This window comes from Pedobacter sp. Hv1, assembly GCF_001412215.1.
Classification (GTDB): Bacteria; Bacteroidota; Bacteroidia; order Sphingobacteriales; family Sphingobacteriaceae; genus Pedobacter.
The window spans coordinates 257560-279622 of the sequence record NZ_LLWP01000003.1; the positions used below are offsets into that span (position 1 = coordinate 257560).

The following is a 22063-nucleotide window of genomic DNA, read 5'->3' on the forward strand; positions in this document are numbered from 1 at the left end:
GATTCTTCGTTGTGCTTGGCATGATAAAATTAAGCTTAAAAATATAATCATCAAAATGATAAAAACGGTTCAACTATTTTTAATACTCTTAGTGAGTATCAATACCTTTGCTCAGCAAACAAAGGCTACTCAACTTAAAGATGCCATAAGCAATTATGACATTCAAGATAGTGTTTCAATAAAGACAAGAGATGGGGCTACCATCTCTGCGATGGTGGTTCGTAAAAAGGGAGATGTAAATCCTAAACCTGTCATACTTCAATACACCATTTATGTAAGAGATAAAGACAGGGATATGCGTGCAATAAAAGAATCAGCAGATCACGGTTATATTGGTGTAATAGCCTATACACGAGGCAAACGTTTTAGTCCAAATGAAATATTTCCTTATGAAAACGATGGTAATGATGCCTTTGATGTTATAGATTGGATCAGCAAACAAAAATGGTGCAACGGCAGTGTTGGCATGTTTGGTGGTAGTTATAATGGCTTTACACAATGGGCGGCTTGCAAAACAATGCACCCTGCACTTAAAACCATTGTACCTTATGTGGCTAACAGGCCAGGCATGGGTCTACCTATGGAAAATAATATTTTTATAAACCCCAATTACGAATGGGCATTTTATGTTGGGAACAATAAATATTTAGATACCTTAACTGGAAACGATAGGCAGCGTTTTAGGAAAATGCAAAATAAATGGTGGCAAACAGGTGTAGCTTATAATCGGCTTGATAGTGTTGATGGCGTACCAAATAAATGGTTTCAGCGATGGATCAACCATCCTTCCTTTGATAATTATTGGCAAAAAATGGCCCCATATCAAAAGGATTTTACCCAAATCAAAATACCGGTTTTGGCTTTTGATGGTTATTATAACGATAGTCAAAATTCAAGTCTGTATTATTTAAGGGAACTTCAAAAATATAGTCCCGAAACACCTGCATACCTCATCATTGGACCTTATGGCCATTTTGGGACTCAAAGAGGTGGTGAAGCTATTTTGTATGATTATAAAGTTGATCCCGTCGCCTTATTCGACATCAATAAAATCACTTACCAATGGTTTGATTATATTCTAAAGAATGGAAATAAGCCAGAAATGTTAAAAGACAAAGTCAATTATGAGGTTATGGGTGCAAATGAGTGGCGAAGTGCAGCCTCAATTGACAAGATGAGTAATGATTTCCTAACGCTCTATTTAACCACCAACAAATCTGGAAGTTTTTATACCGCAAATCCTAAAAAGCCAAGCAGCAGTAAGTACCTCTCACAAGAAGTTGATTTCTCAGAACGGAGAAACAGCAATAATGATTACTATCCAGATCCCATTATACGGAAGGAAATAGATACCAGCAATGGGTTTTTATTTATTAGTGAACCTATTACCGCACCGATTTTGATCAATGGTTCTTTCATCGGACAGATCAAAGCCAGCATCAATAAAAAGGATATGGATTTTGGCATTACTTTATATGAGGTAATGCCAAGTGGCGAATATTTCCATTTGTCATATTTTATTGGCCGTGCCAGTTATGCAACTGATATCACAAAAAGGAAATTACTAACCCCAAATAGGATGGAAACCATCCCTTTTTCAAATACGCATTTGATCAGCAAACAATTAAACAAAGGCAGTCGTTTATTGATCGCCATCAATATTAATAAAAATTCCTTTTCACAGTTAAACTACGGAACAGGTAAAGAAGTGAGTACCGAAACGATCGACGATGCCAAGGAGCCTTTAAAAATAAAATGGTTTAACGATAGTTTTGTAAAGATTCCGATCTTAAAATAACCGAAAAACCTTTGACCACTCCTTTCACATTTGTGATAAAGAATGGTCAAAGGTTTAAAATAAGCTGCTTTAAAAGCTGATTAAATATTAGTTTCTGCTGGTTTGAATTGCACCTCTCAAATTAAATTCTTTTGGTGGTTCTGCATCCAATAAATTGGTTACAAAATAATCCCAGCGTTTACGCATCATATAAGGAGAGTTGGCTCCAAAACCATGTGCACTATTTGGGAACAATACCAGATCGAAGTTTTTGTTGGCCTTGATCAAAGCATCAACTACCAAAAGCGTGTTTGATGGTGGCACGTTATTGTCCATCATCCCGTGAGCCAACATTAATTTACCTTTTAGGTTTTTAGCATAGTTCTGGTTGGCTTGTGCTTCGTAATTAGAGTTTTCTACCAAACCATTGTAACGTTCGCCCCAATCATCCTCATAGTTACGGTTGTCGTGGTTCCCTGATTCGGCAATACCTACTTTAAAGAAATCTGGGTAACGGAACATGGCAGCTGCTGTAGCAAAGCCCCCACCAGAATGGCCCCAAATACCTACTTTATTGGTATCTATCGGATAGGTTTTAGCCAATTGCCTAATTGCTGTGATCTGATCTGGCAAGGTATTTTCAGCCATGTTACCATAGCTCATATCGTGAAAGCTTTTAGAACGGAATGGGTTACTTGTACCTTCTATCATCACTACAATAAATCCTAGTTCTGCCAATGCCTGATGATCGCCTCTTGATGCAGAGAACGACCAACTACCTACACTACCGCCTTGTGGCCCCGGATAAATATAATCTATTACCGGATATTTTTTATTCGGATCCATTTGAGTTGGTGTAAATACCAATCCATAAATGTCAGTTGTACCATCATGAGCCTTTACATTTACCGGAGTTGGTGCTTTCCATCCAGTAGCGATCAGCCTAGACACATCTCCCTTTTCTAAACTACCGATTAATTTGCCATCTATATTTCTAAAGTTGGTTACACTTGGCACGTCTGGTTGCGAATAAGTATCTATAAAATAGTTGTTGCTTGGTGAGAAAGTAATTTGGTGGTTACCCAATTCTGGACTAAGTAAAGTTAAGCCCTTACCATCAAAACCAATTTTATACAGGTAGCTAAAATAAGGATTGCCGGCTTCACGGCCATTGCCCATAAAATAAAGCACTCTTTCTTTTTCATCTACTTTTAACAATCTCGATACCAACCAATCGCCTTTGGTAATCTGGTTTTTCAATTTACCAGTTTTGGCATCATAAAGATACATATGCCCCCAGTTGTCGCGTTCTGAGTACCATAAAATTTCGTTGGTATTGGGTAGATAGCGCCAGTTAATAGCACCACGGCCCGATTCGAACTGTGTTTTAACCACTTCCTCAAATACTTCACGCACCGCTCCCGTAGCTGCATTGGCAATGCGGAATTTTTCTTGCTTGTGATCTCTAGAAGTAGATAAGAAAGCCATCTCCGATCCATCTGCCTTCCAGTCGATATCGTCAAATGTACCACTGCTGGCAATGTCATCGCTCAATGTTGCGCGATGTGGATCTGGTGGAATTTGCAGACTTACCACTTTGGCATTTTCTACCTCAATAATTACTCTTCTAATTGTAGCAATTACTTTATCGCCTGGCAAAGGGTATTTCCAAGCTTTTAAAACTGGCGCACCCACATTGGTGGTCACCAGATACATATCACTTACATTTCTTTGGTCTTGTTGAAAGGTAGCTACCTTTTTCGAGTCTGGCGACCAACGTACAATAGGGCCATCGCTCATGGTCCAACCTGCATTGTCTGTGGCGTAACCATAATCTTTAACCCCATCGGTAGTTAATTGTGTTTCTTTTTTGGTAGCCACATCTCTAACCCACAAATTCCAGTCTTTGATAAAAACCGCTTTTGTACCATCGGGTGATGTTACACCATTATTGCCTCCACCCATCCGGCCACGTGTTGGTGGACCAGTAACTGCATCGGCCGTGCCTGTGCTAGGTGTTACTTGATTGGTTTGTAAATCATAGTCCCATCTTTTTCCATTAGCCGAGAATGAAATCGACTTCCCATCAGCAGCATAACTAATTGTTGGAAAAGGAAGCTTTGTGGCTTCATAGGTATTTCCACTTGCCGCCGAAAGCGCTGTAGCTAGTTTCTGATGATCGAATGCTGCCGCTCTCGTTCTTTTAACCGGATCTACCAAAATAAATTCGGCTCCCTTTGCAGAAGAATTGCTAAGGTACCAGAATTTGTCGCCTGCAAGCCAGTTTGGGCGTACTGTACCAGCATCTACAAACTTTTCTGTATTGTAACTCATAAACTGCTCTGCACGTTCGTAATCTTTAGCGGTTAAAGATTTGCCCTGTTGCGCATTTGCAACAAAGGCGAAGGCAAGCGCTGTTGCGGTTAATAAATATTTATTCATATTCTTTTAGCTTAGTTAAACCAGCATAAAATTAGTGCTGTTTGTTCATTTTAAACTAACGCAACAAGAATGATACATTACAAAAAGGGGATTTATTTAGGGTATTAGGCTCTTTATTTGCTGAACCATCTGCTTGCCCAGATCTTGAGAAAAACCACTATAGGCATTGGCGATGTTTCCGTTTTTGTCTACCACATAAAACAAGGGATATGCTTCTACCCGATACGTCTCTTTTACTGTTTGATCGCTATGATAAGTGGTGTATTTGACATCAAAACTTTTATCAAATTTTAAAATAGCGGTTTTATCATCGAATAGATTGATACTGATGATGGCAAAATCGCTAGCCTTATATTGCGCTTTTAATTGATTTAACGTTTCTATGGCTTCAACACAATGTGGGCAACCATTTACAGTAAAATTGAGTAAGACAACTTTTCCTTTAAAGGCTGATAGTTGGCTTGTCCCTCCATTTAAATCGTACAAAGGAATTTCTGGCGCAATGCTACCCTTTGCCAACAGTGGGATGGGCACTTTGGGCTGCTCGAGCGTAAAATTTGCCGGAAGCATAGTTTTCGTAAGCGCTGCAGGTTGTTTTACGTTGAGCTTGTAGTTTGTAAATCGGTATTCGTTAAAAACAGTGAGGTAAGTATTGGTACCATCTATAAAACCTTTGCTGTTGTTACGGTAATAATAAGGCAGTTTTGTTGTTTTGTCTATCAACACTGTAGTTTGACTAAATACATGTTTGTTGTTTCTGATGGAATCGAGGTCTTTGATTTTGAAATGGGTATAACTTTTGCCATTTACAATTGAATCTGGAAAATTAACAGCTTTGATTCCCTTTTGTAGTTGACTTGCTATCCTATTGATCAAATAAGGTAACGATTCGTAGTAATAGGTGGCCTGTTCTGGGTTGGTAGAGAGGCGATAGGTCTGGTCTGAAAACTGGAGCTTGAACAATTTGCTCCCATCGTAAATATCTTCTTGTTTTTTCCCCTTAAAGCTAAATACCAATTGGTTAGATTGTTTGCTGATTGTAGACTGGAGGGTGTCAAAATAGAGCTGATCGCTAAAAAAATCTTTACTCGCAGTAGTGCTCCTGTAACTCAAATTTTTAAGATGATTAAAACGGCTGATCAGCTGTTCAGCTACCTGGGCATTAACTGTTACAGCCAAACCCAGCAAGGCTAAAAAAACAAGGATTATTTTTGGTTTCATGTATTAGATTTGAAGATATAAAAATCAAACATACACAATCTACGATAATTTCGTAGATTAATTAACTTTATTTAACATTAGCTTACTTACACGATCCAGTACGAAGGAAAAATAATCTTAGTGCATATGAGTACCACAAGGTAACCTAGGTTATTGATTGTGGAAGTATTTTTTACTATAAGCAATAGCACGGCTTATATCTTGATCAGCACTGTTTAAAATAGCCATATTCAATGGTTCGTGCTGATGCTCTTTTTTCAGTTTTTCTATTTGTTCTTCTAATACTTGTATAATCAACTCTATAAGACTGTAAGCGTCACCTTTATTATCTTCATAAGAGGCAGTTGTACGTACAAATGCTAGTACTCCTTTATCAAAAGGGAGCGTTGTCTTTAATTCTATTAAAATTGACTGTTGTAAAGCGTTTGACCAATGATTGAAAACATCTCTCATTAAGTTACCAAAAATATTTTCTTCAGTCTCTTGCGTAAGGCCTGCACCTGCTACATATTTGGCATTAACATTACCTTCCAGCTTGACTCCTTTTGTTTTTTCAACCGTAATATTTTGGTCAGTCTTATTTTTGGCCAGAGAAGTCTGCTCATCTCCTGTTTCAAAACCTCTTCTGGCGCCGTGATGCCAAAGTGTTCCATCAAGCGGGTTGGTCTTTATGCCTCCTCCAAAACCTCCTTTATCGGCACCCAAATCTGACTCTATTTTTACATGATTTGGGGCTTGCCCATCGGTATAGAATGTACAATTAAATGCCGCTACAGCAGGGTTGTTGGCCTTAGCTTCTGCTACGTTTACCATATAATTGACGAATTTAGGTTGATGTCCATGATCGGCCCTTCCAATCTCAATAGCTAGTAATTTCTTTACAGGTTGCTCAACCTGGTCAGAATGTGCTGAATTGGCCAATGTTGAGATAGGGTATAAGTTTTCTGGCATTCCAAATCCACCGAGGTCGTGGTTGAGCAGATGCCCACGTACAATATTAGCTTGCGGATAGGCTGCCCTTAAAGCTTGCATCCAAGTCCAATTAGGTCCTGTTGCACTTCCTGTTATTGGGTTTTTGGCAGACAATCTCGCTTCCATTTTTTTACCTACTTCATAATTCTTTTGGTCAAGGGTAATGTATCCAGCCGTATGTTTGATTTGAGTTAGTGGTCCGGCAGCATGTACATGCCCATGCGTTGCAGTTCCAGTTGCTACCCCTGCGGCCGCTCTCCCTAGAAAAGGCGTTACGTAGCCAAGTCCTGCACCGGCCAGGCCAAGGCCAAGCGACAGGCCTAAACCCGCACCACCAAGATAACCTGCTGCACCGCCTGCCAATGCGCCTCCAACAACACCAGCTACCGCAGCAACGTCTCCCCAGCCAGCCTTTTGTACAACTCCACGATAGGGTACTTGTTGTATCAAGGGTGTAGTAAAACCCTCAATAAGTTTAAATTGCATAGCCTTTGCTCCGAATACATCTGCTTCATGTTCCAATCCTTTATCATCATTCACGTTTACATGGCCTTTCATTTGTAGGGTTGGTTTTACCCGACCCTGTTTCTGCTGTACCACATGCCATGCTTCGTGAGCCAAATGTTTCTCTTGTCCTGGGCCTAAGTGGATCTGTGTACCCTGGGCATAGGCATGGGCTTGCAGTTGGGCCGGTTTAGAAGAGTTAAAGTGTACCTTCACATCGTCCATCTGGTAACCAGATAGTTTTTCTATTCCTGTTTTAAGCTGGTCTGGCAAGCCTGTATCATTTGTTTTCTGCTGAATTACTGATCGTGTTCGATTATCCTCCAAATGCAACCCAACTGCATTTTTAGCTGGTCTATTATCTACAATAGGACTAGTTAGGGTCTTTTTTTGGATTGTGGTATGGTCTCGGTGATCTGGCAAATAATGTGCAGCACTTCCTGTTGCACTAGATTGATGTTCATCTACTGCAGTGCTCTCTTTGATTATTTTACGCTGATAAGTTGCCATACCTTAACAATAGATAGTTCGTCATCCTTAAAAAACAACAAACCAACAGCAATTTAAGTAAATAGATAGTAAACTGAGCAATCAGCTTATCTTTTAATATCAAAGACTACAAGAGTATGGCTTACAACATGTGATTGTAACCTCATCTCGAAAACAAGACTATCGTATTTAACGCTATTGTTACATCAGTTAACTGGATTTAAGTTATTTTTATCTCAACAAAAACGATCATCTTCACATTATGCAACGTAGAAAGTTTATCCAAAATGTTTCGCTACTAACAGCGGCAACAACTTTGCCCGCAGTTGGCCATACCATTTCTATAGAAAAGAAAAGCAAGTTTAGTGTGGCATTTATCAGCGACATCCATATCAAGCCTTCGGCAGAGGCAGAAGCCGGAATGAAAAAGGCTTTGAGAAATATCAATCAATTAAAAAAACAGCCAGATTTTATCATTAACGGTGGCGATTGTGTAATGGATGCGCTTGCGGTCGATAGAGAAAAGACAAAAACTCAATGGGACTTGTTTAACAGCATTATGAAAGCTGAAAATAAACTGCCTGTGAAGTATGCGCTTGGGAACCATGATATTTGGGCCTGGCAATTAAAAGATGCCGTTAAAACCGACCCCCTTTATGGTAAAGGTTGGTGGCTGCAACAAACAGGTTATGCCAAAACCTATTACAGCTATACCCATAACGATTGGCATTTTATTGTGCTAGACAGTGTGCAAGAGAATAATGGAGGTTACATTGCTTTATTAGACGAGCCACAGTTTGCCTGGCTAGAAAATGAGCTCAACAATCACAAAGAAAAGTTCATCTGTATTGTTTCTCACATTCCGATCATGTCTTTTTGTAGTGCCATGTTTTTTAAAGATATGTTGCCCAATGGCGATTGGAAGTTATCAAGAGCACTCTTGCATACCGATGCCCGAAAAATAAAAGACCTGTTTAAAAAACATCCCAATATTAAAACCTGTTTAAGTGGTCATATCCATTTACAAGATGAGTTAACCTACCTCGGCATTAAATACTATTGCAATGGTGCGGTAAGTGGCAATTGGTGGGGTGGTGCTTTTCAAGATTTTGCCCCAGCCTATGCGCTTTTTGATTTTCATAGTGATGGAACAGTAGAACGGAAGATAGTGGAATATTAAGCTATTTAATCTCTTTTGGTTCGTGTTAACACGAACCAAAAGAATAATATAACTTTACATGGTTCATTTGCCTTCTAGAAACAGCTACCTTTTCGCCAGTTGTTAATTCTAAAATCAGTTTCCCGTTAGCTAGTTTTTCCATTTGGTTGATCCAATTGATATTCACCAACTGTTTCCTATTCACTTTTAAAAATAAACCCTCCTTCAATGAGCTCTCCATCTGTTGCAAACTCTTTTGTAAAAGGGGGCGATGTTGACCAAAGAAAACCTGAATATAATTTCCCTGAGATTCGAACATTCTGATTTCCTCAAAACTAACCAGCCAGCTTAAATTTCGATCTTTGATAAATATTTTGTCATTGAGCCCATGTTTATCCTTCTGCCCTTCCTTTTGGTCTCTGTTAAGAAAAATTTCAGCCTTTTGAATAGCCCTACTCAATTTATCTTGTGAGATAGGTTTAAGAAGATAATCGAGTGTATTGTACTCAAAAGATTCAAGAGCATAAGATGTAAATGCGGTAGTAAAGATCACCACGGGTATACGTTTCAACTTCGAAAGTACATCAAAACCACTCCCACCCGGCAGATGAATATCTAGAAAAATCAGATCTGGTGTACTGCTTTCAATCAGTTCAATTGCATTTTCAACCGTGTCCGCCTCTCCAACTACATTCATTTGTGGATATACGGTTAACAGCTCCCTCAACTCCTTCCTTGCTAATCTTGAATCTTCTACGATAACTACACTGATCATTTTTTAATGGAAACATTAACAACCACAAAGGGAAATTCCTCTCTGATTTCAAGTTTTGCATCACCACCATAAGTAAGCATGAGCCTTTCGCTTACGTTCTGCAATCCAATTCCCAAATTATCTTCCAAATGTACATGCTTTTGAAGCGATCCGGTATTTTTTACACTTAAGTGCAACGTATCATCAGTTTTAAAAACATCAATAATAATCTCTCCACCCTTTTGGCTCATCCCAATACCATGCTTGATGGAATTTTCGACCAACAGTTGAAGCATCATTGGCGGGATAGTTTCAGTTTGCAAACTGTCATCTATATTTATGGAATACTTCAACTTTTCTTCAAACTGCAATTTATGGATTTCCAAATAATTGATCAGAATTTCCAGTTCATCTTTAATCGTGATGAGCTTTTCATTACTGTATTGAAGGGAGTAGCGAAATACCTCGGCAAACTTGGTCAACATCTCTCTGGCCAGTATAGGGTTTTCTAAGATCAAGGCCCGAATATTATTGATGGCATTGAACATAAAATGAGGATTCACCTGTGCTTTTAAAGTGCCTAATTGCGCTTTTTGAAACTCCGACTCAAGCTTCCATTTTTCTACTTCATAAGTATGGAATTTTCTGATCAGGTGGTAACCAACATATAACAGGTTCCATACTAGTGTGATGATGTATAGTGGAACTAAGTTCACTAAAACCTGTATAAAACTGATACTAAACTGTTTGGCAAAAGGCCAGCTCAGCAAAAGCATCAAAAACATCCATAGTAAAGATTGCAATAATGCCGCACCCAAGATGGAGCGTATTAAACTCGGCCCACCAAACCTAAAATCAATCTTTTTTCGCTTAAGGTAACTGCGATACCACCAAGTAGCCATAAAGCCACCAAGGGCTAAACCAACTAGGTTTAAAACAGCCAATTTAAAGGTAAAGCCCGCCACAAAATACTGGGCAACAAAGTTTATCCCTCCAATAATGAACCAAAAGGCAACCTGAAAAGGCCAGAACCTGAAGCGCAGTTTGGCTATTGTTTCCCTATCCACAATGCTACTTTTTCGAGGGCCTGAGGATTAACCGTTTCTTCTATTTGCACATATTCTGCCACAGATCCTGTTTTGGCCAGTTGCAACAAGTGATTAAGATCTTTGATGGGAAATATTTCAAATTTTTTATTCCCTGCTTTAATCATACTTTCTTTAATTCCCTTTAAATTGCTCTCGCTAGATACCTGCATATCTAAAGTACCGTTAATGGCCAATAGTGGGCATTTCACTTTAGAAAGGTAGAGTTGTGGATTAAAAGCTAGAAAGTACCTAAACCATGGTGCAACCAATTGTTTAACATTGCTATTGACCCGTTGTGCAATAACTGCTTCACTAGCCTGCTCGCTATTGTTATCGCGAAGTTCTTTAAATAAAACGGCTTCAATTTTTGTTTTGAAATCTTGCTCGTTCTGATCTTTAAGATTGATAACAGCTTGATATAATCTTCTATTGGTGGCAGAGACGGCAACAATCACACTATCAGACACACCAGCAAGTTTCATCTGATCTCTATTTTGTTCAACCATTAATTCTGAAATGGGAATACCAGGACCTGCCAAAAGCACAATAAATTTTACTGCTGGATTTCTACTGGCTACTATAGGAGCGATCATCCCTCCTTCGCTATGCCCAACCAAGCCAATTTTTACACCTTTCAATTCCTGACGCGATTGGATAAATTCGACGGCTGCCTCGGCATCATTTGCAAAATCGGCCGATGTAGCAGTAGCAAATGTTCCGGTTGATTTACCCACTCCACGGTCATCATATCTCAGTACCCCAATTCCTTTTTTGGTCAGGTAATCGCTCCAAACCAAAAATGGCCTATGGTTAAATTGTGCAGCTTCCTCATTTCTATCCTGCGGTCCAGAGCCAGAAATTAAAACCACTATTTTAGATACTTTCCCATCCTTAGGTAAGGTTAGGGTGCCCGCTAATACATTTCCAGACTGTCTATTTTTGAAGGTAACCTCTTCTTGTTGATAAGGAAAACTTAAAGGATCCTGGGGCCTTTTTGCTACTGCCTTTTCGTTGTTTTTTTCTTTTCTCGAAAGATTTAATGGAATACTCCCTGGCCCTTGGGTAAAGCTACCCTTAAGTTCGTTGCTTGCTGGATCAAATGTTGCTTTATAAACCATTCCCATTTTGGCAGCTTCTATAGTCAACTCGCTACCCTGAATAGTTGTTTTATCTATAGGTATACCTTTTACACCCTGATCAGGGCTATCCATTGTAGTGGTAAAACCATCCCCTGTTGCCTTGATGTGGAAGTTGATTCGAAGTTTGTTTCCAGGGATATCGAGGATACCATACCAACTTCCGGTAAGATCTTGGGCGGCTAAAAAATTGCTGATACACACCGCAATCATTAATAATATAATTTTCTTCATACTGATTTAGATATGTCCAAATATACCCCATCCAGAAAGTAAACCCTACTGTATTGTGTCGAATGGTCATATAAAGTGATAAGCGGTAACTTCTAGCTTTATCATTTTCTTAATAAAAGAACCCTTTGTCTTAATTTAAGTTAATGGATTTATCACAAAATACTTCTTATTGATCATTTTGATCCATAACTTAATATAAAATATAATCGCTAGTGGTGTGGAATTGCATTGGTAAAACAATTAGACTCGAAACTCATCATGGATATTGACACCGAGAATACATAAAAATCATTTCGAAAATGAAAGATACACTCCTTCGGTTTATACTAAATTTAAGAAGACCTACTAAAGCTGCCAACATTAAACTGTTGAAACAGCATGGAGAAGCGTTAAATTCATTATTGATTAGAGAGGTTACACTCTCGGACATACCTGCATTAGCGGCATTGCATGTAAAAGCTTGGAACCAGACCTATCCTTTTGTAAAGCGACCACCGACCTTTGAAATTAGACAATACCAATGGGAAGAACAGTTTAAGCAAACAGACCAAAGCTGGTTTTGCCTGATTGTAGAAAATAGCCAGAAAGAATTGATTGGTTTTGCAAAAGGACAACGTTATACAGACAAATTAAAATTTGAGGGAGAGCTCAACAAACTCTATCTGCTGCAAGATTACCAGAGACTTGGCATTGGGCGAAGACTTGTAGGCAATGTTATTCAACATTTTTTGGCGAAGGGCATTAAATCAATGGTATTGTTTAGCGAGCCCAGCAATCCATCAATTCGATTTTATGAGGCTATAAAGGGCGAAAGAATATACGCAGAAGATGGGAAATTCCATGGAGCTTATGGCTGGAACGACCTCGCAGCGATAGTTCCTATTTTTCCAAAAGAATAAGGTGCATTGAAAATGCTGATGGCAAAAGAATAATAAATATTGACAATTGCTAAGATCAATTGGAAAACTAAAAGGGAAACAGACCCAATATTAGGTCTATTTTCCTTAGCGGAGAGAGAGGGATTCGAACCCTCGATACCCTTGCGAGTATACAAACTTTCCAGGCTTGCTCATTCGACCACTCTGACATCTCTCCGTATTAGGGCAAAAAAATGCCCAAGTATAAACAAGGGCATCTCTTTATCAAAAGAATATTTAAAGTTAATCTATAACTGTGATCTTAAGCATGTTGGTTTTACCTTTAACTTCCATCGGGATCGCTGCGGTATTGATAATTACATCGCCCTTTTTGATCAGTTTTTTCTTTTTCAAGAATTCGTTCACCTCGGTAATGGTATTATCGGTGCTTTCAAATTTATCGTAAAAGAAACCTCTCACGCCCCAAACCAAACTCAAGGTATTTAACAAAGTTTCGTTACTGGTAAAGATAAATATTGGCGATTGTGGTCGGTGACTTGCAATTTCAAAGGCTGTATAACCACTCAATGTCATCGATACAATACCTACTGCATTGGTTTGTTTAGAAAGGAAACAAGCCGAATCGCAAACTGCATCGCTCAAGAAACTCTCTGCCTTAGGCTTTAAGAATTTTTCTGGATGGAATGGATAGTTATTGTCTTCAATGTTGCAAATGATCTTTTGCATGGTTTCAATTACGATCAATGGAAATTCTCCAACCGAAGTTTCACCACTTAACATTACTGCATCTGCTCCATCTAGCACTGAATTGGCAACATCGTTTACTTCTGCACGTGTAGGGCGAGGTGTAGTAATCATACTCTCCAACATCTGTGTAGCAATAATCACTGGTTTAGATGCTGCTTTACATTTCTGCACAATCATTTTTTGCAACAATGGCACTTCTTCCATCGGCATTTCTACTCCAAGATCGCCACGGGCCACCATAATGGCATCAGAAACAGCAATAATCTCGTCGATATTGGCAATTGCTTCTGGTTTCTCAATCTTAGCTACAACTCTAGCTGCTTTGCCTCTAGCTTTAATAATATCTTTCAGTTCGATAATATCTTCGGCATTACGCACAAAAGATAAACCGATCCATTCTACATTGTTTTCTAATACAAACTCTAGGTTTTTACGGTCTTCAACAGTTAAAGAAGGAATAGAAACCTTAGTATTTGGCAGATTTACACCTTTTCTAGAAGTTAAGATACCTCCATGAACAATTTCGCAAACTACTTCATCTTTATAATTGGTCTCTATTACCTTCATTTGCAATTTTCCATCATCCAAAAGGATAATTTCTCCTGCCTTCACATCTTGTGGAAAGTTTTCGTAAGTGATATAGATCCGCTCTTCGTTACCCACACATTCTTTGGTGGTAATTACAGTACGGCTACCATTAACCAAGTGGATACCACCATCTTTAACGGTTCCAATTCTAATTTTTGGTCCTTGCAGATCGGCCAAAATGCCTACATTATATTTATATTTTTTGTTGATGCTACGGATCGTATCCAACACTTCTTGATGATCAGCCTGAGAACCATGAGAAAAATTAAGGCGGCAAACATCTAATCCGGCATTAAACATACTATATAAAACGTCTGGTTTGGCTGATGCTGGACCTAAAGTGGCTACAATTTTAGTTCTTGAATGAAAAGGTTTCATTTATTATTTTTTTATTGGCGTAAGATAAAAAATAGAAATTTATCGAAAATAACCATGTTTTTATCTAATGTTTATGTTCTATTTCAATTTTATTAAGATTCAAATATAGTGTATTTAATACACGAACAATATAAAATTTACATTACTAAATTCTCTCTCGACTTTAATTTATGTGGGTCAATCTGCGCAGCTACCTGTATATCAGGCAGTTTATTTAATCTCGTTAAAATAAAATTAAGGTCTTCTTTGTCTATATATTGATGGATAATGATAAAAAAATCTACCTTATTCATCTCTGGAATTAAAAATCCTTCGCTATTTCTATTGCTCACTAAATAGTATTCCACTTCTCCCTGTTCTACAAAATAATAAAAGCGTGAAAATGCCAGTGGCGCTTCATCAATATTATAGTAAACCTCATGATCCTCAGCCTTTTCAAATTCAAATGTTAGGCTGTTATTTATTTTATGACACAGCATGTAATCCTTAGCTGCGGCTGTAATAGCGATTAAAACAAAGTCGAGGTCTAACGAGAGTTTTAAATAAGTTTTGTTCAAAACAGAATCTTTTTTTAGAATTACGAAATTATAAAACTAATTTTACATTAAGTTTGAAATAAAAACATTAAAATTGATTGAGAAATAAAAACATTTGAAAAGTGTTAGAATTTATTTTTCTTTGCACAGAATTATTTAACCATTAAATTATAAAATTATGTCTGATATTGCTTCAAGAGTTAAGGCTATTATCGTAGAAAAACTAGGTGTTGATGAAAGCGAAGTTACGCCAGAAGCGTCTTTCACAAATGACTTAGGTGCGGATTCTTTGGATACTGTAGAATTGATTATGGAATTTGAAAAAGAATTCAATGTGGCTATTCCTGATGATCAGGCTGAAACCATTGGTACTGTTGGTCAAGCAATTGCTTATTTAGAAAAAAACGTTAAGTAGTAAATACGCTTTCCGTATAATACGTATAAATGGAATTAAAAAGAGTAGTAGTTACAGGTTTAGGTGCACTCACTCCAATTGGCAATACCACCCAAGAATTTTGGGATGGGTTGCTTAATGGTGTGAGTGGCGCTGGGCCAATTACAGGTTTTGATACTGAAAAGTTCAAGACAAAATTTGCATGCGAGCTAAAAAACTTTAATCCAGAGGATCATTTGGATAAAAAAGAGGCTCGTAAATTAGATCCATTTGTGCAATATGCCATGGTATCTACAGCTGAAGCCGTAAAAGATGGTAATTTCGATTTCGAAAAAATCGATACCAACCGTGTTGGTGTAATCTGGGGATCGGGCATAGGCGGATTTAAAACGTTTCAGGAAGAAATGAAAACTTTCTTTTTGGGCGATGGTACCCCTCGTATCAATCCGTTTTTTATTCCTAAAGTAATTATTGACATCGTTCCGGGCCATATTTCTATTAAATATGGTTTACGTGGACCAAATTTTGCAACTGTTTCTGCGTGTGCTTCTTCTACAAACGCGATGATTGATGCCTTTAACTATATCCGTTTGGATATTGCCGACATCATCATCAGTGGTGGTTCTGAAGCCATTATCAATGAAGCAGGTATTGGCGGTTTCAACGCCATGCATGCCCTTTCTACAAGAAATGATGATCCTAAAACCGCTTCACGCCCATTTGATAAAGACCGTGAGGGCTTTGTAGCAGGTGAAGGCGCTGGAACCATTATTTTAGAAGAGCTGGAACATGCTAAAGCACGTGGTGCCAAAATCTACGCAGAAATGGTAGGTGGCGGTATGAGTGCTGATGCCAACCACATTACTGCTCCGCATCCGCAAGGATTGGGCGCAAGAATGGTAATGACCAATGCATTAAGAGATGCTAAATTAACTACTGCAGATATTGATTATATCAATGTTCACGGTACTTCTACTCCACTCGGAGACATTAGCGAAAGTAGAGCCATTGTTGATTTATTTGGCGAAGATGCCTATCAACTGAACATCAGTTCTACCAAATCGATGACAGGCCATTTATTGGGTGCTGCTGGTGCTATTGAAGCTATTGCAACTATCCTAGCTGTTAAAAATGATATTGTTCCACCAACAATTAATCATTTTACAGATGACCCTGAATTTGATCCGAAATTAAATTTTACATTTAACAAGGCTCAAAAACGTGTTATTCGTGCTGCACAAAGCAACACGTTTGGCTTCGGTGGTCATAATGCATCTGTTATTTTCAAAAAATACGAGGAGTAACCTAAAAAACTATCTTTGTTGATATTTGATTGTATATTTAAATATATTATACTTTGTTAGTCCTTATTTTTTTGTAGAAAAATTTAATGCCATTATTCGATTTATATAAACTTTACTTATCGCCGAACAAAGAGTTTGTAAAAAAACTGAAAAACATTTTGGGCTTTGTGCCTGGAAATGTGACTTTGTACAGAATGGCGTTCAGACACAGATCTGTAGCTAAAGTTTTGAAAAATGGAAGTCGAAGTAGCAACGAACGTTTAGAGTTTTTAGGTGATGCCATTTTAGGTGCAGTAATAGCCGAGCTATTGTTTAAAAGTTATCCTTACAAAGAGGAAGGCTTTTTAACAGAAATGCGCTCTAAAATTGTAAACAGGGCCAATTTAAATCAGCTTGCCCGCAAAATGGGTTTTGATCAATTGATCATTTTTGATCAAAAAACAGTGAATGTACAAACCAAACATCATTCGATGCTGGGCGATGCGTTTGAAGCATTGGTTGGTGCTGTATATTTAGACAAAGGCTATAATTTTACCAAAAATTTCTTGTTACGCCGTATTGTTAAACCATATATCGATATCCATACCTTAGAAATGACGGAAACGAATTTCAAAAGTAAATTGATCGAATGGTGCCAACGTCATGGTAAGGATATTTCTTTTGATATGGTAGAAAACGGAGAGGGCGAAAGCACCAAATTGTTTACCATCCATGCCATTATCGATAGCGAAAACCACGGCATAGGTAGAGATTACAACAAGAAAAATGCAGAGAAACTAGCAGCAGAAAAAGCCTGCGAATCTCTGGCTATCTAATTTGCTTTTTTAGCAGTATCTAAATACTTTTTATACGAATCCTTGATCCATTTGACACCATCGTATTGTGTCCAATTTTTAGATTTTTCGTAATCAGGACGATAATTAAACATAAAATTATCTAATTCTTTTCCTGTTAAACCTGTGTTACTGGTTACAAGCGATTTATTGAAAAAAGTATCGACATGAGATTCTTTCAGCTCGTTATTATAGTACCTACTGAAACGACGTGCATTTTGCCCATCTCTACTGGTTAGTCCGTAAATGGCACTTAACGGCGATAAAAAAGACAGCAGTGATACTTTCCCTGTAGGTACCGCCCCATTCTTATAATCCTTTTTAATCTCGTCTATTACCCTGGTTTTATTTACCACAATCTCGTCGAGCATATTTGTATTCTTCTTGAGATAGATCACCATATCCTTCACTAAACCAACTGTAACCACAACATCATCATAATATAGTTTCGTAATCAATAAAGTATCGCCAACGGCAGCTTTAATGTTAAATAAGCCCATACTATTACTAAAGGCTACATATTTATTCCGCTTATTAAATACCGTTGCATCTGTCAATCTGATTTTAGAATTTTTTTCGAAAACCACCGCATTTACCGTAAGTTCTTGCTGCGCCTTTAAGTTTAGGCCCCAAAAGAAAAGTAAGATAAAGGCAAAGAAGCCATATTTAGTTCTACTCATTGTTTTGTTTAATTGGCGTTTTTAAGGTATCTGTATATTTTTTATACGAATCCTTAATCCATTTGTTCCCATCGTATTCCGTCCAGTTTTTTGCTTTTTCATAATCAGGACGGTAATTGAGCATAAAATCTTCTAATTGTTTTCCTTCTAAACCCGTCCTTTTGTTGATGATTGATTTATTGAAAAAGACATCAATATGGCTTTGCTGTATTTCTGTATTGTAATAGTTGTTAAACCTTCGGGCATTTTTCGGTGTTCTGCCAAATAGCTCATACAAAGCGGTTAAAGGTGTAAACAAGAAGGATAAAAAGGGCGGTTTTCCAGCATAAAAAGAGCCTTTATCTTTAAAATCTTTCTTAATGGCATTTAGTGTCTGTTTCTTGGTTTCTCCATATACCACAACTTCATCCAGCATATTTTCTGCCCTCACTAAATTAACTACCACATCTTTTGTTAATGGAACAACTATGGTTAAATCATTAAATCCTCTTTTGTTAATCAATAAAGTATCGCCAACGGCAACTTTAATGTTAAAGAGGCCCATGTCATTGCTCCCCACACTGTACCCATTGCGCTTATTGGTAATTTCGGCCAAGGCAAGTCTAATCTTGGTTCCCTTTTCAAAAATCACCCCTGTAAGTGCAAATTCTTGCTGGGCCTTTAGGTTTAAAGTCCATAAACAGCACCATACAAAACAGATCAGCGTAAATTTGATTTTATTCATTATTTATTTAAAACGGCGATTTTAAAGTTGCCGTATACTTTTTATGAGAATCTTTAATCCATTTGAGCCCATCGTACACCGTCCAGTTTTTGGTCTTTTCATAATCAGGGCGATAATTGAGCATAAAATTATCCAACTCTTTACCTTCTAACCCAGTGTTTTGATAAACGATTGTCTTGTTAAAGAATAAGTCTGTGTGGGTTTCTTTCAATTCAGTTTGGTGATATTTTCTAAACCTTCGGGCGTTTTTGGGTGTTTTTCCAAACAACTCATACAAAAAGGTCAACGGACTTCCTCCAAACGGCGATAATAAACCTATTGGGGGCTTACCCGCATAAAAAGAACCTTTGTTTTTAAAGTCTTTTTCGATGTCATCTAGTGCTTGTTTTTTACCCTGTCCTTGCACCACAATCTCTCTTAATAGCTCCGCTCTATTCAAATGAAGGATCAGGTCTCTTGTTGAATTCACAACTACTTGTAGATCGTTAAATCCTCTTTTGGTAATTAGCAAAGTATCTCCAACCATTGCTTTGATCTCAAACAACCCCAAGTCGTTGCTCCCAACACCGTACAGATTTCGTTTGTTGTTAATTACTGCAAGTGCAACTCTAATTTTCGAATCACGTTCAAATATTACTCCTTTTAACTTAAACTCTTGTGCAAGACCCTGTTTGGCATTAAGCATAAATACAAATAGTGTGCTTAAAAAAACTAAACGAAGCGCATTCATTAGGGAGTAAGTTTTTTATTTTGTAAACTTAAGGATTGTTTGTTAACCAATTACGTTAAAAAACGTTAATTAATGAGAAAGGTTTTAGCCATCCTATATTTAATTTATGCAGCATCAATTTTTATCTTATTGATGTTCATTGTCTTGCCTTTTGTACTGTTGGCCTCGGCCCTATTGCGCAATGAAACCGGAAAGCGAATGATCTTATTTCTGTTAAGGTGTTGGGCCTGGGCTTTTAGCTTATGTTCTTTCTTCTGGGTAAAAACCATTAACAAGCAGGTCATCAATCGACAAACACCCCATATTTATGTAGGCAATCATGGTTCTTATCTCGATGGAGTAGCAGTTTGCATTAGCGTTCCCCAACATTTTAGCCCATTGGGAAAAATAGAAATGACCAAGGTGCCTATTTTCGGGCTGATCTACAAACGGATAGTGGTGATGATTGATAGAAGTAGTAAAGAAAGTAGGGAACAATCTGTTGCCGAACTTAAAAAAGACATTCAAAAAGGGCAATCTATTCTTATTTTTCCGGAGGGCACGATGAATAAAACTGATAAGCCATTAAGTGAGTTTTACGATGGTGCTTTCAGGATTGCCATTGAAACCCAAACACCCTTACTTCCTTTTGTAATGATTAACAATAGAGAACTATTGCCTAGACTTGAACCATTAAATGCACATCCAGGCTTGATCACTACTGTTTTTATTAGTCCAATAGCTGTAAAAGGTCTGCAACTGGAAGATTTACCGCAGCTTAAACAAAAAGTTTTCGACCAGATGGAAGAAGCCATTTTAAAGTATAGCTGAGTAGATTATCAATACTTCAGTTGATATCTCATTGAAATTCAAAAGCTTCTGTCTTCGGCCTTAAAACCTTACACCTTTTTACTATCTTTGCACATGATAAAATCAATGACAGGCTTTGGCTTGGCGGCTACGGATCATGAGAACGTTAAGTTTGCAGTAGAGATAAAATCCTTAAACTCTAAATTTTTAGAGTTGAATTTAAAATTACCCAGAGCTTATTCTGATAAAGAACTTTTGTTGCGCAACATTTGTAGCAAAGAAATAGAACGCGGAAAAGTAAATGTTGCCATCAACATTGAACGCAGTGATGACAACCAAAAAGGAGCTACAATTAATACAGCCCTATTAACTCGTTATTACAAACAGTTAGAAGAACTCAATCATACCTTGGGTGCAAACTCTGCTAACCTTTTGCAAACGGCCTTAAATTTTCCGGAGGTAATTACCTATACAGAAGAAGAAGTAGATGAACGTGACTGGGAAGTTTTACATCAAACTTTTTTAAATGCACTGCACAATTTTAATCAGTTTAGGGCAGATGAAGGCAATGTTTTAAGAACTGATTTAGAACTTCGTATCCAGAATATACTTGATTTTTTTGCACAGATAGACCAACTTGCTCCTTTAAGAGTACCGCAGGTTAAAGCTAGGCTTACCCAATTTTTAGAAGATGCCGTAGGTAAAGTAAATGTAGACCAGAATAGATTTGAACAAGAATTGATCTACTATATTGATAAATTAGACATTACCGAAGAAAAAACCCGCTTAAAAAGTCATTGCGATTACTTTATGGCTACTTTAAAAAGTAAAGATGCCAATGGTAAAAAATTAGGCTTCATCTCTCAAGAAATTGGCAGGGAAATTAACACCATGGGTGCCAAAGCTAACGATGCACAAATACAGCAATTGGTAGTAGGGATGAAAGAAGAATTAGAAAAAATTAAAGAACAGTTATTGAACGTACTATAAGCCAAAACAAAGGCTTAAAGTTCATCACTTTAGGCATTTTGCTTTAAGCTTTAAGCTCAAAAGAATGAAACAAGGCAAACTCATTATATTTTCTGCGCCATCTGGAGCAGGCAAAACCACTATAGTTAGACACTTACTAAAGAAATTTCCACAATTAAGCTTTTCTATTTCGGCTACTACCCGCGAATCGAGAGGTAGTGAAAAACACGAAAACGATTATTATTTTATCAGTAAAGAAGATTTTTTACATAAAGTTGCCCGTCAAGAATTTGTAGAGTTCGAAGAAGTTTACAGTGGTACATTTTATGGCACACTCCGCTCAGAAATTGAACGCATCTGGAACGAAGATAAACATGTAATTTTCGACATCGATGTTGAAGGTGGCTTACGTTTAAAGAGAAAGTATGAGGAAAATGCATTGGCCATTTTTGTGCAACCCCCATCTTTAGCAGTTTTGAAAGAACGTTTAACAGGTAGAGGTACAGACAGCGAAGAAAAATTGCAAGAACGTTTCGTTAAAGCAGAAAAGGAATTGCTATACGCCGATAAGTTTGATGTCATCCTTAAAAATTTCGACTTGGAAACAGCCTGCAAAGAAGCAGAGCAATTGGTAGGAGATTTTCTTTCAATTGGCAATTAACAATTGAAAGTTTGCAGTTCTGGGAGGCTATAAAAAAGTAAAGTTTTACCATTTTTAAGGGATAAAAACCTATATT

20 protein-coding genes and 1 tRNA gene are annotated in these 22063 nt (G+C 37.7%); 9 read left to right on the forward strand and 12 right to left on the reverse strand.

The window, feature by feature from the left end:
• The first annotated feature begins 55 nt into the window (after positions 1–55).
• Positions 56–1798, forward strand: coding sequence for a CocE/NonD family hydrolase (locus AQF98_RS07535; RefSeq protein ID WP_055131316.1), 1743 nt, complete (start codon positions 56–58; stop codon positions 1796–1798).
• 87 nt (positions 1799–1885) lie between these two features.
• Here the strand turns inward: AQF98_RS07535 and AQF98_RS07540 are convergent, their stop codons facing one another.
• From AQF98_RS07540 to AQF98_RS21810, 3 genes are all read right to left on the reverse strand, one after another.
• On the reverse strand, positions 1886–4219 hold the full coding sequence (locus AQF98_RS07540; RefSeq protein ID WP_055131317.1) for a S9 family peptidase: 2334 nt from the start codon (positions 4217–4219) through the stop codon (positions 1886–1888).
• Between the two features lie 96 nt (positions 4220–4315).
• On the reverse strand, positions 4316–5440 hold the full coding sequence (locus tag AQF98_RS07545; RefSeq protein WP_055131318.1) for a redoxin domain-containing protein: 1125 nt from the start codon (positions 5438–5440) through the stop codon (positions 4316–4318).
• A gap of 150 nt (positions 5441–5590) precedes the next feature.
• Positions 5591–7426: a DUF4157 domain-containing protein gene (locus AQF98_RS21810; RefSeq protein ID WP_082434938.1), complete on the reverse strand. Its 1836-nt coding sequence runs from the start codon at positions 7424–7426 to the stop codon at positions 5591–5593.
• Positions 7427–7667: 241 nt separating this feature from the next.
• Between AQF98_RS21810 and AQF98_RS07555 the strand changes: the two genes are divergently transcribed.
• Positions 7668–8585, forward strand: a complete 918-nt coding sequence (locus AQF98_RS07555; protein ID WP_055131319.1) for a metallophosphoesterase — start codon at positions 7668–7670, stop codon at positions 8583–8585.
• A gap of 25 nt (positions 8586–8610) precedes the next feature.
• Here the strand turns inward: AQF98_RS07555 and AQF98_RS07560 are convergent, their stop codons facing one another.
• Genes AQF98_RS07560 through AQF98_RS07570 form a run of 3 tightly spaced genes read right to left on the reverse strand, consistent with a single transcriptional unit; the run spans position 8611 to position 11776 of the window.
• Positions 8611–9339, reverse strand: a complete 729-nt coding sequence (locus tag AQF98_RS07560) for a LytTR family DNA-binding domain-containing protein (protein WP_055131320.1) — start codon at positions 9337–9339, stop codon at positions 8611–8613.
• Positions 9336–10385 carry a sensor histidine kinase gene (locus AQF98_RS07565; protein WP_055131321.1) on the reverse strand — a complete coding sequence of 350 codons (1050 nt, stop codon included), beginning with the start codon at positions 10383–10385 and terminating at the stop codon, positions 9336–9338. Before AQF98_RS07565 ends, AQF98_RS07560 begins: the two co-directional genes overlap by 4 nt.
• Entirely contained in the window at positions 10367–11776 is a 1410-nt protein-coding gene (locus AQF98_RS07570) for a S9 family peptidase (RefSeq protein ID WP_055131322.1), read from the reverse strand. The genes AQF98_RS07565 and AQF98_RS07570 overlap by 19 nt, the downstream gene beginning before the upstream one ends.
• A gap of 299 nt (positions 11777–12075) precedes the next feature.
• Between AQF98_RS07570 and AQF98_RS07575 the strand changes: the two genes are divergently transcribed.
• Entirely contained in the window at positions 12076–12675 is a 600-nt protein-coding gene (locus AQF98_RS07575; protein ID WP_055131323.1) for a GNAT family N-acetyltransferase, read from the forward strand.
• 109 nt (positions 12676–12784) lie between these two features.
• Here AQF98_RS07575 and AQF98_RS07580 read toward each other — a convergent pair.
• The 3 genes from AQF98_RS07580 to AQF98_RS07590 form a co-directional block, all read right to left on the reverse strand.
• Positions 12785–12871: transfer RNA gene (locus tag AQF98_RS07580), tRNA-Ser, on the reverse strand.
• Between the two features lie 65 nt (positions 12872–12936).
• The gene (pyk, locus tag AQF98_RS07585) at positions 12937–14367 is read right to left on the reverse strand and encodes a pyruvate kinase (RefSeq protein WP_055131324.1); all 1431 of its coding nucleotides are present in this window, start codon (positions 14365–14367) and stop codon (positions 12937–12939) included.
• Positions 14368–14504: 137 nt separating this feature from the next.
• Positions 14505–14924 (reverse strand): IPExxxVDY family protein, encoded by a 420-nt coding sequence (locus tag AQF98_RS07590; protein WP_055131325.1) that lies wholly within the window; start codon positions 14922–14924, stop codon positions 14505–14507.
• Between the two features lie 157 nt (positions 14925–15081).
• Here AQF98_RS07590 and AQF98_RS07595 point away from each other — a divergent pair, with 157 nt between their 5' ends.
• From AQF98_RS07595 to rnc, 3 genes are all read left to right on the forward strand, one after another.
• Positions 15082–15318 (forward strand): acyl carrier protein, encoded by a 237-nt coding sequence (locus AQF98_RS07595; RefSeq protein WP_008508386.1) that lies wholly within the window; start codon positions 15082–15084, stop codon positions 15316–15318.
• A gap of 29 nt (positions 15319–15347) precedes the next feature.
• On the forward strand, positions 15348–16601 hold the full coding sequence (gene fabF / locus AQF98_RS07600) for a beta-ketoacyl-ACP synthase II (RefSeq protein ID WP_055131326.1): 1254 nt from the start codon (positions 15348–15350) through the stop codon (positions 16599–16601).
• Between the two features lie 86 nt (positions 16602–16687).
• Positions 16688–17416, forward strand: coding sequence for a ribonuclease III (gene rnc / locus AQF98_RS07605; protein WP_055131327.1), 729 nt, complete (start codon positions 16688–16690; stop codon positions 17414–17416).
• Here rnc and AQF98_RS07610 read toward each other — a convergent pair.
• Genes AQF98_RS07610 through AQF98_RS07620 form a run of 3 tightly spaced genes read right to left on the reverse strand, consistent with a single transcriptional unit; the run spans position 17413 to position 19568 of the window.
• On the reverse strand, positions 17413–18114 hold the full coding sequence (locus AQF98_RS07610; RefSeq protein ID WP_055131328.1) for a hypothetical protein: 702 nt from the start codon (positions 18112–18114) through the stop codon (positions 17413–17415). The two genes, rnc and AQF98_RS07610, sit on opposite strands and share 4 nt — an antisense overlap.
• Complete coding sequence (locus AQF98_RS07615) at positions 18107–18838, reverse strand: hypothetical protein (protein ID WP_055131329.1); 732 nt, start codon at positions 18836–18838, stop codon at positions 18107–18109. Before AQF98_RS07615 ends, AQF98_RS07610 begins: the two co-directional genes overlap by 8 nt.
• Before the next feature lie 7 nt (positions 18839–18845).
• Positions 18846–19568: a hypothetical protein gene (locus AQF98_RS07620; RefSeq protein WP_055131330.1), complete on the reverse strand. Its 723-nt coding sequence runs from the start codon at positions 19566–19568 to the stop codon at positions 18846–18848.
• 72 nt (positions 19569–19640) lie between these two features.
• On the opposite strand from AQF98_RS07620, the gene AQF98_RS07625 reads away from it, so the two are divergent.
• From AQF98_RS07625 to gmk, 3 genes are all read left to right on the forward strand, one after another.
• Entirely contained in the window at positions 19641–20378 is a 738-nt protein-coding gene (locus AQF98_RS07625) for a 1-acyl-sn-glycerol-3-phosphate acyltransferase (protein WP_055131331.1), read from the forward strand.
• Positions 20379–20483: 105 nt separating this feature from the next.
• The gene (locus AQF98_RS07630) at positions 20484–21347 is read left to right on the forward strand and encodes a YicC/YloC family endoribonuclease (protein ID WP_055131332.1); all 864 of its coding nucleotides are present in this window, start codon (positions 20484–20486) and stop codon (positions 21345–21347) included.
• A 64-nt stretch (positions 21348–21411) separates the two neighbouring features.
• Positions 21412–21987: a guanylate kinase gene (gene gmk / locus AQF98_RS07635; protein WP_055131333.1), complete on the forward strand. Its 576-nt coding sequence runs from the start codon at positions 21412–21414 to the stop codon at positions 21985–21987.
• The last annotated feature ends 76 nt before the right edge of the window (positions 21988–22063 follow it).